The organism is Klebsiella sp. H-Nf2, assembly GCF_002806645.1.
Lineage (GTDB): Bacteria > Pseudomonadota > Gammaproteobacteria > Enterobacterales > Enterobacteriaceae > Klebsiella > Klebsiella variicola.
In genome coordinates this window covers 409,578-423,079 of sequence record NZ_PIBL01000001.1, presented here as the reverse complement: position 1 = coordinate 423,079, position 13,502 = coordinate 409,578, and the positions used below count along the sequence as shown (strand labels likewise).

Here is a 13,502-nt window from a genome sequence, read left to right as displayed (position 1 = left end):
CAGACCGGGATAGCGTCGCGCTACCCGGCAACTACCACCAGGGAGTCAATCTATGCAACAACAGTGGTCTGCCGTCGATAATTTCATGATTTCTTCGCTTATTCCTGAAGATGACGTACTGAGTCAGGTACTGGAAAACAACAAACGCGCCGGGCTACCTGAACATGATGTTGCGGCCAATCAGGGGCAATTTCTGGCGCTGTTGGTGCGCATAACGCAGGCGCGGCGGATCCTGGAAATTGGCACACTCGGCGCCTATAGCGCTATCTGGATGGCGCGCGCGCTGCCCGCCGACGGAAAGCTGATTACCCTCGAGGCCGATCCTGGCCATGCCGGGGTGGCGCGCCAGAATATCCGCCTTGCGGGGCTAAACGATCGTATTGAACTTATTGAAGGACCGGCGCTGAACACGCTGGAAAATCTCGCGGATGTGCAGCCGTTCGACCTGATCTTTATTGATGCCGATAAACCTAATAATCCTCGCTATCTGGAGTGGGCGCTGCACTATTCGCGCCCCGGGACGCTGATCGTGGGCGATAACGTGGTGCGCGATGGCGAAGTGATTAACGGGCAAAGCGATGATGCGCGCGTGCAGGGCGTGCGTCGGTTTATCGAAATGATCGGGGATAACCCGCGGCTCACCGCCACTGCGCTGCAGACGGTGGGCATCAAGGGATGGGATGGGTTTACGCTGGCGCTGGTGAATGGGTGAGATCCGGGCGGCCTGATGCCCTCACCCCGGCCCTCTCCCCCAGGGAGAGGGAGAAAACCCGCGCCGGGACGCGTCACCAGCGGCATTCTTCCGCTGACGATCATTGGGGATAATACGTATACTGATAGTGCAGAGAGTCTTCGCTTTTTCCGCCGTATCCTTCATGCTCGCCATATTCCCCGGTACAGTTCCCCTCGGGGTCCCAGCCTAAACAGCGCGACTGGTGTTTTGTACGATACGTGGTGGTTCTTTCCTCGGATAACCACCGCCCTTTTTCATCCCAACGCAGCGTCGTGGTCGCATCCGAGTCGGCAATGCGGCTTAAATGCCCTTCCGCGTAGCGATAATTGACAACAAGCATGGCCATCATGCCGCCATTGACCGTTTTACGCACCAGCCGGTGGCGGTCGTCATAGTGATAGGTGGTTGTGCTCATGGCTTTGGGCGGTTGCTGCGACACGAGTAGATTCTCTGAACGTACAATGCGCCCGAGATTATCGGTGTAGAACTGCTTACGCATGACCATTTTTCTGATATTTCCCGTCGCGCTCCGGGTCTGTCGGATATATTCCCGCATCCATCCTTTATCATTTCGCCAGTGAACATTATCTCTGACTATCGTGGAGTCATTCGCGGTATTAAAGGTTTTTGCTCGCTCATAACGTTCCAGCCGACGGCACTGGGCAAAACGAAGGGTGCCAGACTCGTTATTTTGGCTACCGACGATTTGCACGCTCTGCACCTCGCCAGTCAGCGGCGTAAGATAGGTCAAAATAAAAAAATTGGCATCGTTGATCGCCCGCTGGGTTTCATCACAGGAGAAAGCGTCAACGAAGGGTTTACACGCCGTAATAACAAGAATGGCCGACACCAGCATAAATAGTCTGTACATAGCCATCATCGTAAAAATAGACTCCGTGTCCTGTTTATCCGGCAAAGCGAGGCTAAAAATACGCCAATAACGCAAGTTCCCCAAGCCACCGGGGCGATTTTCAGAATCCGTTAATTTTACGTCCGGGATAACCGGTATGGGCCACATCAGGGGCGGGAAGATTATCGGGTGCGGCGTACTGATGAGTATCAGCCTCAGGATATGCCCCCACCCGGCAAGCACAGCGCCACCGGGCGGGGGGAAGGAGAGGATTATGGCGTGATCTGCTCCATCGCCTGCAGGACGCGTTTGTCCGAGATAGGATACGGGGTGCCCAGCTGCTGGGCGAAGAAGCTCACCCGCAGTTCCTCGATCATCCAGCGGATCTCCCGGACATCGTCGTCCTCACGGCGGTTCGGCGGCAGCTTATTCAGCCACTGCTGCCACGCCTGCTGCACGCTCTCAATTTTCAGCATCTGTGCGCGGTCGCGGTGCGGATCGATAGCCATCTTCTCCAGACGCTTTTCAATCGCCTGCAGATAGCGCAGCGTATCGCCAAGACGGCGGAAGCCGTTGCCGGTGACAAAGCCGCGATACACCAGGCCCGCCATCTGCGCTTTGATATCCGACAGCCCCAGCGCCATGGTCATATCCACGCGGCCTTTCAGCCGTTTGTTGATATTGAACACCGCGGTGAGGATCTGCTCGACCTGTTTGGCGATCTCCACCACCGTGTCGTTAAGCTCGGCGCGGACCTTCTCGTGCAGCTGACTGAAGCCCTCTTCCGTCCACACCGGACCGCCCGCCTCGTCGATAAGCTTATCAACGCCGCAGGAGATGCAATCGTCAATCAGATCCAGCACTTTGCCATACGGATTAAAATAGAGCCCAAGCTTGGCTTTATTTGGCAGTTTCTCGTGCAGATACTTAATCGGCGACGGGATGTTGAGCAGCAGCAGGCGACGCAGACCGCGCCACATGGCCTGCTGCTGTTCCTGTGGATTATCAAACAGCTTGATGGCCACGCTGTCGCGCTCGTCCACCAGCGCCGGCCAGGCTTTCACCTTATAGTTGCCGCGTTTCTGTTCGTAACTTTCCGCCAGCGTGCCAAAGCTCCAGATATGCAGCCCGCTCTGCTCGATGCCGTCATCGGCCACCGCCGACAGCGTCTCCTGCACTTTGCCCTTCAGGGCGTCTTTCAACGCCTGCAGCGAGCGCCCTTCCTGCAGCTTCTTGTTTTTGTCATCCACCACCCGGAAGGTGATTTTCAGGTGATCGGGCACCTGATCCCACTGCCAGGCCTCGCGGTCGATGGACACGCCGGTCATCTTACGCAACTCACGCTCCAGCGAATCGAGCAGCGGCAGCTCAAGCGGCGTCGCCCTGCCGAGAAACGCTTCCGCATAGTTAGGGGCCGGGACGAAATTGCGCCGCACCGGCTTCGGCAGCGATTTTATCAGCGCGATAATCAGCTCGCGACGCAGGCCGGGGATCTGCCATTCAAACCCGGCCTCCTCCACCTGGTTCAGCAGCGGCAGCGGAATATGCACCGTCACGCCATCGGCATCGGCGCCCGGTTCAAACTGGTAGCTAAGCCGCAGCTTGAGATTGCCCTGATGCCAGAAGTTCGGGTAGTCCAGCTTGCTGACCTGCTCCGCCCCCTCTTTAATCAGCATGCTCTTTTCAAAATTGAGCAAGTCTGGCGTTTCGCGGTTGGCCTGCTTCCACCAGGCATCAAAATGACGGGCGGAGATGACGTCGTGGCTAATGCGCTGGTCGTAGAACTCGAACAGGGTTTCGTCATCCACCAGGATGTCGCGGCGGCGCGATTTATGCTCCAGCTCTTCGATTTCCGCCCGCAGCTTCAGGTTTTCCCGGAAGAAGGCATGCCGCGTCTGCCAGTCGCCCTCCACCAGCGCGTGGCGAATAAACAGCTCGCGGCACAGCGCCGGGTCGATCTGGCTGTAGTTGACCTTACGCGCGCCAACGATCGGCAGGCCGTAGACGGTGACCTTTTCCGTCGCCATCACCGCGCCCTGCGCCCGCTCCCAGTGCGGTTCACTGTACGAGCGCTTGATCAGGTGCTGCGCTACCGGCTCCACCCACTCCGGCTCAATGCGGGCGGCGATGCGCCCCCACAGTCGGCTGGTTTCTACCAGCTCGGCCACCATCGTCCACTTCGGCGGCTTTTTAAACAAGCCGGAACCCGGGAAGATGGAGAAGCGGGCGTTGCGCGCGCCGGTAAACTCCTGCTTATCGGCATCTTTCATACCGATGTGCGACAGCAAACCGGTCAGCAACGCGGTATGGATCTCGCGATATTCCGCCGGCTCGCTGTTGATCGGCAGGCCGAGCTCTTTCACCACCTGGCGCAGCTGGGTGTAGATGTCCTGCCACTCGCGCACGCGCAGATAGTTAAGAAAATCGACCCGGCACTGGCGGCGGAACTGATTCGACGACAGCGCCTTCTGCTGCTCGCCAAGGTAGTTCCACAGATTGACGAAGGCGAGGAAATCAGACTCTTTATCGTGGAAGCGGCGGTGCTTCTCGTCAGAGGCCTGCTGCTTATCCATCGGCCGCTCGCGCGGGTCCTGAATCGACAGCGCGGAGGTGATGATCATCGCTTCCCGCACGCAGCCGTGCTTCTGAGCCTCCAGCACCATGCGCGCCAGACGTGGATCCACCGGCAGTTGGCTAAGCTGGCGGCCCATCGGCGTTAGCTTATAGGCGGTGGCCTGCTCATCGGTGGTGATGGCGCCCAGCTCTTCCAGCAGGCGCACGCCGTCCTGAATATTGCGCTTATCCGGCGCTTCGACAAACGGGAAGGCGGCGATATCGCCTAAGCCCAGGGCGGTCATCTGCAGGATGACCGACGCCAGGTTGGTACGCAGAATTTCCGGGTCGGTAAACTCCGGCCGCGACAGGAAATCGTCTTCCGAATAAAGACGAATACAGATCCCTTCCGAAACGCGGCCGCAGCGGCCCTTACGCTGGTTGGCGGACGCCTGGGAAACCGGCTCGATAGGCAGGCGCTGCACCTTGGTGCGGTAGCTGTAACGGCTGATACGCGCAGTACCGGGATCGATAACGTATTTAATGCCCGGCACGGTCAGCGAGGTTTCCGCCACGTTGGTCGCCAGCACGATGCGTCGTCCGCTGTGCGGCTGGAAGACGCGGTTCTGCTCGCTGTTGGACAAACGGGCGTACAGCGGCAGCACTTCGGTATGGCGCAGATCCAGTTTATTCAGCGCATCAGCGGTATCGCGAATTTCCCGCTCACCGCTCATAAAGATCAGAATATCACCGGGCCCTTCGCGCCCCAGTTCGTCAACCGCATCAAAAATCGCCTGTAACTGATCGCGCTCGGTATCGTCCGCCTCTTCCACTATCGGCCGGTAGCGGACTTCCACCGGGTAAGTCCGCCCGGAGACTTCGATAATGGGCGCATGATTGAAATGCTTTGAGAAACGTTCCGGGTCGATGGTCGCCGAGGTAATGATGATTTTCAGGTCCGGACGACGCGGCAGCAGCTCTTTCAGATAGCCGAGCAGAAAATCGATGTTCAGGCTACGCTCGTGCGCTTCATCGATAATGATGGTGTCGTACTGCATCAGCATGCGATCCTGCTGGATCTCCGCCAGCAGGATACCGTCGGTCATCAGCTTGACCATGGTGTTGTCGCTGACGTGATCGCTAAAGCGGACTTTATAGCCGATGCAACCGCCCGGCTCGCTTTGCAGCTCTTCGGCAATACGGTTGGCGACGGTCCGCGCCGCCAGACGACGCGGCTGGGTATGACCGATGAGTCCTTTCAGCCCGCGCCCCAGCTCCATGCAGATTTTGGGCAACTGGGTGGTTTTGCCCGAACCGGTCTCCCCGGCGACAATCACCACCTGGTGGTCGCGCACCGCCTCGAGAATCTCTTGTTTTTTCTGGCTAACCGGCAGGTTTTCCGGATAGGTGATGGCCGGACGCGCCGCTTCGCGCAGCAGGACTTTACCGGCTGCCTGGCTTATCTCCTGCGCCATCTCCTGCAGAATGGCCTGTTGCGATTCAGGATTTTTAACCTTCTTCACACCGTGCAGACGGCGGGAAAATCGCGTTTTATCGCGCAGCATCAGGCCGTCGAGCTGTTGATAAAGCTGGGGGAAGGTGATTTTTTGTTGTTCTGTCATAGCGTTATCGGGCAGAGCTCTGCCGGGAAAATCTCTTTTGAAGTATTGCCTTAGAGTACCACATCTGTGTCATTCGCGCCTTGTTCAAAAAATCTGAACATAGGATTCGATATATTGCGCTATCTCTGTGGCGCGATTGTGAATACAGTGTCAACAAGCACCAGGGCATTGACCCGTCAATCACATTAAAAAAGGAAACACCCATGAGCAAAGTATTAGTTCTGAAATCCAGTATTCTGGCAGGGTACTCACAATCTGGTCAGCTTTCCGACTATTTTGTTGAACAATGGCAGGAAAAACACCCGGGCGATGAGATCACCGTGCGTGACCTGGCCGCTAATCCGATCCCGGTCCTGGATGGTGAACTGGTCGGCGCCCTGCGTCCGAGCGACACCCCGCTGACCCCGCGTCAGCAGGAAGCGCTGTCCCTTTCCGACGAGCTGATCGCCGAACTGAAAGCGAACGATGTGATTGTTATCGCTGCCCCGATGTACAACTTCAACATCCCGACGCAGCTGAAAAACTATTTTGACCTGGTGGCTCGCGCCGGCGTCACCTTCCGCTACACCGAGAAAGGGCCGGAAGGTCTGGTGACCGGTAAACGTGCGGTCGTCGTTACCAGCCGCGGCGGTATCCATAAAGATACCCCGACCGACCTGGTCACCCCGTACCTGTCCACCTTCCTCGGCTTCATCGGCATCACCGACGTGAACTTCGTGTTCGCCGAAGGTATCGCTTACGGCCCGGAAGTGGCGGCCAAAGCGCAGTCCGATGCCAAAGCGGCCATCGACAGCGTGGTTGCAGCCTAAGATTTCCACTCCCGCCGCCCGGTGGGAGTGTTTTTTCCCCCTCGCCCGTTTCCCCTTTTACGAGCCGCCTCGTAAATTCACGCATCATTCCAACGCCTTAAGCATCCGGCCTGTACCATGGCTGTCGCCGCACGAATCTGGCTCACTACCGGTGGCTGACGGCAACCGTTGTCATGGTCAAAAACAGGAGTGCGTACTATGTACACTCAATGGTGTACATGGTACCTTAGCAAGGAGCGTTTTCGTGTGTCATGCCATTGAATTTATCGAAACGTCGCTATTTACCCGCCAGATAAAACAGCTGGCCTGCGATGAAGATCTGAGGGCACTGCAGAGGCAACTCATAGGCAACCCGGATTTTGGCGATGTCATCCAGGATACCGGCGGGTTACGCAAAATAAGAATGGCGACAGGCTCACAGGGAAAAAGCGGCGGCGTGCGGGTGATTTATTTTCTGGCAACCCGCGAGATTATCTATCTCGTCTTAGCCTACCCGAAGCACACCAAAGAGAGCCTGAGCGCAGCGGAAAAAAACGAACTCAGGAAACTGACCCGGCGACTAAAAAATGAGGTTTGAAATGGGTTACTTTGACGAGCTTAAAGCATCTCTGGAAGAGGCTGTTGAGATCAAAGACGGCAACAAGGCCCCAGCCCGAGCGACGCGCTATGAAGTGGCTGATGTGAAAGCCATCCGCGCGCAGCTTAATGTTTCGCAGGCGGAAATGGCAAAAGCACTGGGTACCAGCGTGGATACCATCAAAAGCTGGGAGTCCAGGCGGCGCAACCCGACAGGCCTGGCAGCAAAAGTACTGGCGGTTATCCAGGCCAACCCGGCGTTCTTTCGCGAACTGGCTGAGCACTAATCCACTCAACCTCTCCGGGTTGCCCTGGGAAGTTAGCGCTGCGTTTTTGGCCGCAGGTTTTCATCAAACTCCAGTCGCTTACGCCCTGCTTCCACTTCCCGTAATGGCTCCACCTGATGCAGCGTCTGCTTACAGCGCTCCACCAGCACCTGGTATTCACGTGTACCCTGTTTTTTCCACGCCAGCTCCTGTTCGCTCAGGGTGCGAATCGCTTTTGCCGGGCTGCCGATAATCAGATGGTTGGCGGGCATCTCGGCGTTGGCTTTGACAAAGGCCGAAGCGCCGACAATGCTGTTTTCGCCAATGACCGCCCCGTCGATAATCACCGCGCTCATTCCCACCAGCGCGTTGCGGCCAATCACGCAGCCGTGCAGAATTGCGCCGTGACCGATGTGGCCATCCTCTTCCACCACCGTATCCTGGCCGGGGAATCCATGCATGACGCAGTTGTCCTGAATATTGGCGCCGTCTTTGACCACGATGCGGCCAAAATCGCCGCGCAGGCTGGCGTTGGGCCCAACATAGACCCCTTTACCGAGGATCACGTCGCCAATCAGCACGGCGGTTGGGTGGACGTAGCTCTCTTCCGGCACCACTGGCGTCAGTCCATCAATCTGATAAATCGGCATGCAACCTCCTTATGCGCCCGGCAAACCGCCAAAGCGCTGATAATAGAGCGGGCCCGGCGCCGGAAGCTCGCCGACCGAGCTTTCCCCTTTCTCGCTGACGAACGCCAGCGCGCCGGGATTCACGCGTTGATAAATATTGATACACAGCTGGCGGGCGGTTTGCCCCGCCCAGTGCGCCGGCAGCAGTTCCTCCGGCAGCAGCGGATCTTTGAGCACCACCCGGCGATAAAAATGGATCAGCAGCAGCTGGATCTGGAAACAGCGCTCAGGCGTCAGCTCGGCCGGGTCGCAGTCGCGCAGCAGCGGCAGTAACGGTCGGAATAGCGAGATGAACGATTCATACATCTCGTTTTGTTCGGTGAGATGCCAGCACTCCTCCACGCGGCTGCGCAGCGCCGCACGGGAGAGCGCCAGCGGCGAATGGGCTTCAAAACAGATGACGTTTTCGGCGACGCCCGCTTCGTGAAGCAGCGACTGGACATCCGCCAGTTTTTGCGACGGTGAGGCCAGCAGGCTCGGCGCCAGCGCGCCAAATCCCTGCCATAACAGTTGCTTTTTGACTTCCGCCAGAACCGTTTTTTCTAACCCTTCCGACAATAGCAGCAGCCAGGTGCCGTCCCATTCGGGGGCATTCGCCCGATAAATTTTATGTTCCGCGCGCCGGGTCAGACGTAGTCCTTTATCACTCAGGCGATAAAAGCTGCGCCGGCCGATACGCACGACATCAAGCCACTCTTCTTTATTGAGACGGAATAGCGCAGTGCGGACAAAGCGCTCGCCAAATCCTAATCCTTCCAGCAGCGCCGCGACGCTACCCAGCCACACTTCCCCACCGCGTTGTAATAACGCGTCGCCATACAGCGAGGCAATCAATGACGTACCGCTGATCGGCATCGTCGTCACCGCTTGTTGAATAAAGGCGTCGAGTTTACTCATCTGATTCATTCTGTTGTTATATTTTTCCTTTATGAATCATAGCACAGGAAAATCCCGGCTTATGGCGTAAAGGCCTCAGCCGGGTTACCGGGGAGAGAATTAACCGCTGACCACCGCTTTACGCAGGTCGAATACCCGACAGGCTTTCCCTTCCGAGCGCGGAATGCTGCCGCAGTTGACGATAGTAATATCGGTGGAGATCCCGACCATCGACTTAATGCGGTGACGCAGCTGATGGCAAATCTGGCAGCGCTGTTCATGACTCAGCGCCAGCCCGCTCTCTTTCAGTTCAACGCGCACCGCCAGCGAATCAAGATGACCGCGGCGATTCACCTCTAACTGATAGTGCGGCGCCAGGTGTTCAAACTTGAGGATCTCCTCTTCCAGCTGCGATGGGAAGACGTTAACCCCGCGGATAATCAGCATATCGTCGCTGCGTCCGCTGATGCGATCCATGCGGCGCATGGTCCGCGCGGTGCCCGGCAGCAGGCGCGTCAGATCGCGGGTACGATAGCGGATCACCGGCAGTGCTTCTTTGGTCAATGTGGTGAACAGCAGCTCGCCATGCTCGCCATCTTCCAGCGGCGTACCGTCGTCCGGGTTGACGATTTCCGGGAAGAAGTGATCTTCCCAGATGGTCGGGCCGTCAACGGTTTCCAGACACTCCATTGCCACCCCTGGCCCCATCACCTCTGACAGACCGTAAATATCCAGCGCGGTGATCCCCAGGCGGCGCTCGATTTCCGCGCGCATCGCCAGCGTCCACGGCTCAGCGCCAAAGACCCCGACCCGCAATGAACAGCCGCGGGCATCGCCGCCCATCTGGCGCTCCAGCTCTTCAATCAGATTCAGACAGTAGGACGGCGTCACCATGATCATATCCGGCTGGAAGTCGCGGATCAGCTGCGCCTGTTTTTCGGTCTGTCCGCCGGACATCGGGATCACCGTCGCGCCTAAACGCTCCGCGCCGTAGTGCGCGCCAAGGCCGCCGGTAAACAGGCCGTAGCCGTAGGCGACGTGAATTTTATCTTTCGCTGAACCACCGGCCGCGCGCAGCGAACGGGCGACGATATTGGCCCAGTTATCAATATCGTTCTGCGTGTAGCCCACCACCGTCGGTTTGCCGGTGGTGCCGGATGAAGCGTGAATGCGCACCACCTGCTCCATCGGCACCGCGAAGGTATCGAAGGGATAGTTGTCGCGCAGATCTTGTTTGGTGGTACAGGGGAATTTTTGCAGATCGTTTAATTCCCGAAAGTCGTCAGGGTGCACGCCGGCGGCGTCGAATTTGCGGCGATACATCGGCACATTTTCATACGCATGCTTGAGCGTCCATTTCAGGCGCTGGGTTTGCAGAGCCTGCAGTTCATCACGCGATGCGGTTTCAATCGGATCTAATTTTGTAGTAGTTATCATTGTAGGGTACTCGCAGGTAAATTAGCTCACACTCGCTCGAGGATCATGGCAATGCCCTGACCCACGCCAATACACATCGTACACAGCGCATAGCGCCCGCCCCGGCGTTGCAGCTCAAGACTGGCGCTGAGCGCCAGTCGCGCGCCGCTCATGCCCAGCGGATGACCTAACGCAATGGCGCCGCCGTTGGGATTCACGTGCGCCGCATCATCCGGCACGCCGAGTTGCCTGAGCACCCCCAGCGCCTGCGCGGCGAAGGCCTCATTCAGCTCAATCAGATCCATATCGTTAATATTGAGTCCGGCGCGCTCCAGCACTTTACGCACTGCCGGTACCGGCCCCAGCCCCATCAGGCGCGGTTCAACACCCGCCGTCGCCATCGCCACGATACGCGCCCGCGGCGTGAGCCCCTGGATAGCGGCCTGCTGTTCGCTGGCGATGATCAGCGCCGCGGCGCCATCGTTAACGCCAGAAGCATTGCCCGCGGTAATGACGCCGCCCTGGCGGAACGGCGCTTTCAGTTTCGCCATCTGCTCAAGCGTGGTTTCCGGGCGGGGATGCTCGTCCTCGCGCACATCGCTAACCGCCCCTTTCCGGCCGATGATCTGCACCGGCACGATTTCCTGCGCCAGAATGCCGTCACGCTGGGCCTGCGCCGTGCGCTGCTGGCTGCGCCAGGCGAAAGCGTCCTGATCGGCTCGGCTGATATTTAACAATTCAGCTACATTCTCGGCCGTTTCCGGCATGCTGTCAGTTCCAAAGTGTTGCGCCATGAGCGGGTTCACAAAACGCCAGCCAATCGTGGTATCAAAGAGTTCCGCCTGACGCTGGTACGGCGCGCTGGCTTTTCCCATCACGAACGGCGCGCGCGACATCGATTCCACGCCGCCGGCAATCAGCAGATCGGCATCGCCTGCTTTGATCGCCCTGGCGGCAAAGCCGATCGCATCCAGACCCGATCCGCACAGGCGGTTAATCGTGGTACCCGGCACGCTATGCGGGTAACCTGCCAACAGCGTCGCCATGTGCGCTACGTTGCGGTTATCTTCACCGGCCTGGTTCGCACAGCCGAAAATCACATCATCAATCGCTGCCGGGTCGAGCCCTGGGTTACGGCTCAGCAGCTCACGTAGCGGGATCGCCGCCAGGTCGTCGGTGCGGACGCTGGCCAGCGCGCCGCCGTAGCGGCCAATCGGCGTGCGGATCCCGTCACAAATAAAGGCGTCGCGCATTACACGTCTCCTGTGATTGTGCCGCCGATGCGGTGCGATTTGCCGCGGAACAGGGCCACAATTTTTTGCTGTTGATTAACAATTTCAATGTCGTAGACGCCGGTCAGCTTGCCCTGCTGTTTGACTCTGGCGGTGGCGACCAGCCGGTCGCCGGCAAACGCCGGACGAAGAAAATCAATGCTTGCCGCCGAGGCCACCGCCGCCAGCCCCTGGCTGTTACAGGCGTAGGCGAAAGCGGTATCGGCAAGCGTAAATAGCTGACCGCCGTGACAGGTTTGATGACCGTTAAGCATGTCCGCCGAGACGGTCATGCTCATCTGCGCAAAGCCGTCGTCCATTTCGATAAGTTCAATCCCCATCTTTCTGGCGCAGGTATCTTTTTCGTACATCACGCGCGCGTTGCGCCACGGATCATTGCTCATGGTGCTTCTCCATCAGTGCCTTCTGGCGCAGCAGGGAACTCGGGCGATAGCGCTCCTCGCCGTAATGATGTTGCAGGTTCTCCAGCAGTTGCAGCACCCGCCGCCAGCCGAGGCTTTCTCCCCACGCCAGCGGGCCTCGCGGATAGTTGACGCCAAGCCGCATCGCGGTATCGATATCCTGCGGGCTGGCGACGCCTTTTTGCACCGCATCCAGCGCTTCGTTAATCAGCATCGCCACCGTGCGCCACACCAGCAGGCCGGGGTAATCGGCAATACGCAGCACTTTCTTGCCCTGCTGCTGGAAGTAGTGCACCGCTTTATCCGTCGCCGCCGGCGCGTTGGTCGCCGCTGCGGCCAGTACCACCGTATCGCTGGCGCACAGGTCATACACCACCACCGGGCGGTGATGCTTAACACTTAGCGCCAGCGCGGTCTCGCCTTCGGTTTCCAGCAACAGCAGTTCGTCCAGCTCAGTGACACTGTCACTGTCACTGTCACTGTCACTGTCACTGACAGTCATCACGGATTGAGCGCCATTGGCAACCGGCGGCAACGCCACGTCCGGCTGCGTCTCCGTGGGCCAGTGATAGACGCCGTGGCCGCTCTTTTTACCCAGCCGCCCGGCCAGCGCCAGCTCTTGCTGCAGGAGCGATGGCAGGTAGCGGCGGTCCTGCCAGAAGGCGTTGAATACCGAGCAGGTCACGGCGAAATTGACGTCCTGACCAATCAGGTCCGTCAGCGCTAACGGCCCCATCGGAAAACCACCGCCGTCACGCAAAGCGGCATCAATAATCTCAGGGGCGGCAACCTGCTCTTCCAGCGCGCGCCAGGCCTCAGCGTAGAATGGACGCGCTACGCGGTTAACGATAAAACCGGGCGTTGAGCGGCAGCGTACCGGCTGTTTCCCCCAGCCGCTTACGCACTGGCACAGCTGCTCCACCACTTCTGCAGAGGTCGCAAGGCCACTAACCACCTCGACCAGCTTCATCACCGGCGCCGGATTAAAAAAGTGCAGCCCGGCCACCCGCTCCGGGTTTTTGACCCCGGCGGCGATGGCGGTAATCGAAATAGACGAGGTATTGCTGGTCAACAACGTTGACGGCGCGCAGATCGCCGCCAGCTGCGCGAACAGCGCCGTTTTGACCTCCAGCCGTTCAGAGGCCGCTTCAATTACTAAATCTGCGTCGGCAAGCGCGGCTAAATCGTGAGCCGGCTGCAGGCGCGCCAGCAGCGCGTCGGCCTGCTCTGACGCCAGTTTGCCGCGCTCGACCCGTGAGGCCAGACGCATAGCAATGCCATCGATCGCCTGGGCAATCGCGGTTGGATTAATATCGAAAATACGCACCGGATGTCCGGCGGCAGCGGCTACTTCGGCAATACCGGCTCCCATGGTGCCGCTGCCAATCACCGCCACGGTGGCAAAGGATGTTGTCATGG

At 58.6% G+C, this 13,502-nt stretch carries 12 protein-coding genes; 4 read left to right on the top strand and 8 right to left on the bottom strand.

Translation table 11 applies throughout. The features are described 5' to 3' along the window. Nucleotides 1–52 precede the first annotated feature (52 nt). On the top strand, nt 53–712 hold the full coding sequence (locus CWM58_RS02105) for an O-methyltransferase (RefSeq protein ID WP_100680104.1): 660 nt from the start codon (nt 53–55) through the stop codon (nt 710–712). Between the two features lie 100 nt (nt 713–812). Here CWM58_RS02105 and CWM58_RS02100 read toward each other — a convergent pair whose 3' ends face one another. Next, complete coding sequence (locus CWM58_RS02100) at nt 813–1,826, bottom strand: hypothetical protein (protein WP_227520692.1); 1,014 nt, start codon at nt 1,824–1,826, stop codon at nt 813–815. A 29-nt stretch (nt 1,827–1,855) separates the two neighbouring features. Further along, nucleotides 1,856–5,701, bottom strand: coding sequence for an ATP-dependent RNA helicase HrpA (gene hrpA / locus CWM58_RS02095; RefSeq protein ID WP_264755268.1), 3,846 nt, complete (start codon nt 5,699–5,701; stop codon nt 1,856–1,858). 260 nt (nt 5,702–5,961) lie between these two features. On the opposite strand from hrpA, the gene azoR reads away from it, so the two are divergent. From azoR to nadS, 3 genes are all read left to right on the top strand, one after another. Beyond that, complete coding sequence (gene azoR / locus CWM58_RS02090) at nt 5,962–6,567, top strand: FMN-dependent NADH-azoreductase (RefSeq protein ID WP_100680102.1); 606 nt, start codon at nt 5,962–5,964, stop codon at nt 6,565–6,567. A 244-nt stretch (nt 6,568–6,811) separates the two neighbouring features. Continuing rightward, complete coding sequence (locus CWM58_RS02085; RefSeq protein ID WP_100680101.1) at nt 6,812–7,144, top strand: type II toxin-antitoxin system RelE/ParE family toxin; 333 nt, start codon at nt 6,812–6,814, stop codon at nt 7,142–7,144. 1 nt (nt 7,145) lies between these two features. After that, a complete protein-coding gene (nadS, locus tag CWM58_RS02080; protein ID WP_088716961.1) occupies nt 7,146–7,430 on the top strand; it encodes a NadS family protein in 285 nt (94 codons plus the stop codon). A gap of 32 nt (nt 7,431–7,462) precedes the next feature. On the opposite strand, the gene paaY is transcribed toward nadS, so the two are convergent. The 6 genes from paaY to paaH all read right to left on the bottom strand — a co-directional run bounded on the left by paaY (nt 7,463) and on the right by paaH (nt 13,500). Next, nucleotides 7,463–8,059, bottom strand: a complete 597-nt coding sequence (paaY, locus tag CWM58_RS02075; protein WP_008805114.1) for a phenylacetic acid degradation protein PaaY — start codon at nt 8,057–8,059, stop codon at nt 7,463–7,465. Nucleotides 8,060–8,068: 9 nt separating this feature from the next. Next, a complete protein-coding gene (gene paaX, locus CWM58_RS02070; protein ID WP_165785672.1) occupies nt 8,069–8,995 on the bottom strand; it encodes a phenylacetic acid degradation operon negative regulatory protein PaaX in 927 nt (308 codons plus the stop codon). 99 nt (nt 8,996–9,094) lie between these two features. Next, entirely contained in the window at nt 9,095–10,411 is a 1,317-nt protein-coding gene (gene paaK, locus CWM58_RS02065; RefSeq protein WP_004148224.1) for a phenylacetate--CoA ligase PaaK, read from the bottom strand. A 26-nt stretch (nt 10,412–10,437) separates the two neighbouring features. Next, nucleotides 10,438–11,643 carry a 3-oxoadipyl-CoA thiolase gene (pcaF, locus tag CWM58_RS02060; RefSeq protein ID WP_100680099.1) on the bottom strand — a complete coding sequence of 402 codons (1,206 nt, stop codon included), beginning with the start codon at nt 11,641–11,643 and terminating at the stop codon, nt 10,438–10,440. After that, nucleotides 11,643–12,065, bottom strand: a complete 423-nt coding sequence (gene paaI / locus CWM58_RS02055) for a hydroxyphenylacetyl-CoA thioesterase PaaI (RefSeq protein WP_002902876.1) — start codon at nt 12,063–12,065, stop codon at nt 11,643–11,645. The genes pcaF and paaI overlap by 1 nt, the downstream gene beginning before the upstream one ends. Beyond that, nucleotides 12,055–13,500: a 3-hydroxyacyl-CoA dehydrogenase PaaH gene (paaH, locus tag CWM58_RS02050; protein ID WP_100680098.1), complete on the bottom strand. Its 1,446-nt coding sequence runs from the start codon at nt 13,498–13,500 to the stop codon at nt 12,055–12,057. The genes paaI and paaH overlap by 11 nt, the downstream gene beginning before the upstream one ends. Nucleotides 13,501–13,502: the final 2 nt, after the last annotated feature.

Coding starts and splice junctions, on each gene's coding strand:
- paaY (WP_008805114.1), bottom strand. CDS start 8,059: ATGCCGATTTATCAGATTGATGGACTGACGCCAGTGGTGCCGGAAGAG.
- CWM58_RS02105 (WP_100680104.1), top strand. CDS start 53: ATGCAACAACAGTGGTCTGCCGTCGATAATTTCATGATTTCTTCGCTT.
- nadS (WP_088716961.1), top strand. CDS start 7,146: ATGGGTTACTTTGACGAGCTTAAAGCATCTCTGGAAGAGGCTGTTGAG.
- hrpA (WP_264755268.1), bottom strand. CDS start 5,701: ATGCTGCGCGATAAAACGCGATTTTCCCGCCGTCTGCACGGTGTGAAG.
- paaI (WP_002902876.1), bottom strand. CDS start 12,065: ATGAGCAATGATCCGTGGCGCAACGCGCGCGTGATGTACGAAAAAGAT.
- paaK (WP_004148224.1), bottom strand. CDS start 10,411: ATGATAACTACTACAAAATTAGATCCGATTGAAACCGCATCGCGTGAT.
- paaH (WP_100680098.1), bottom strand. CDS start 13,500: ATGACAACATCCTTTGCCACCGTGGCGGTGATTGGCAGCGGCACCATG.
- pcaF (WP_100680099.1), bottom strand. CDS start 11,643: ATGCGCGACGCCTTTATTTGTGACGGGATCCGCACGCCGATTGGCCGC.
- azoR (WP_100680102.1), top strand. CDS start 5,962: ATGAGCAAAGTATTAGTTCTGAAATCCAGTATTCTGGCAGGGTACTCA.
- paaX (WP_165785672.1), bottom strand. CDS start 8,995: ATGAGTAAACTCGACGCCTTTATTCAACAAGCGGTGACGACGATGCCG.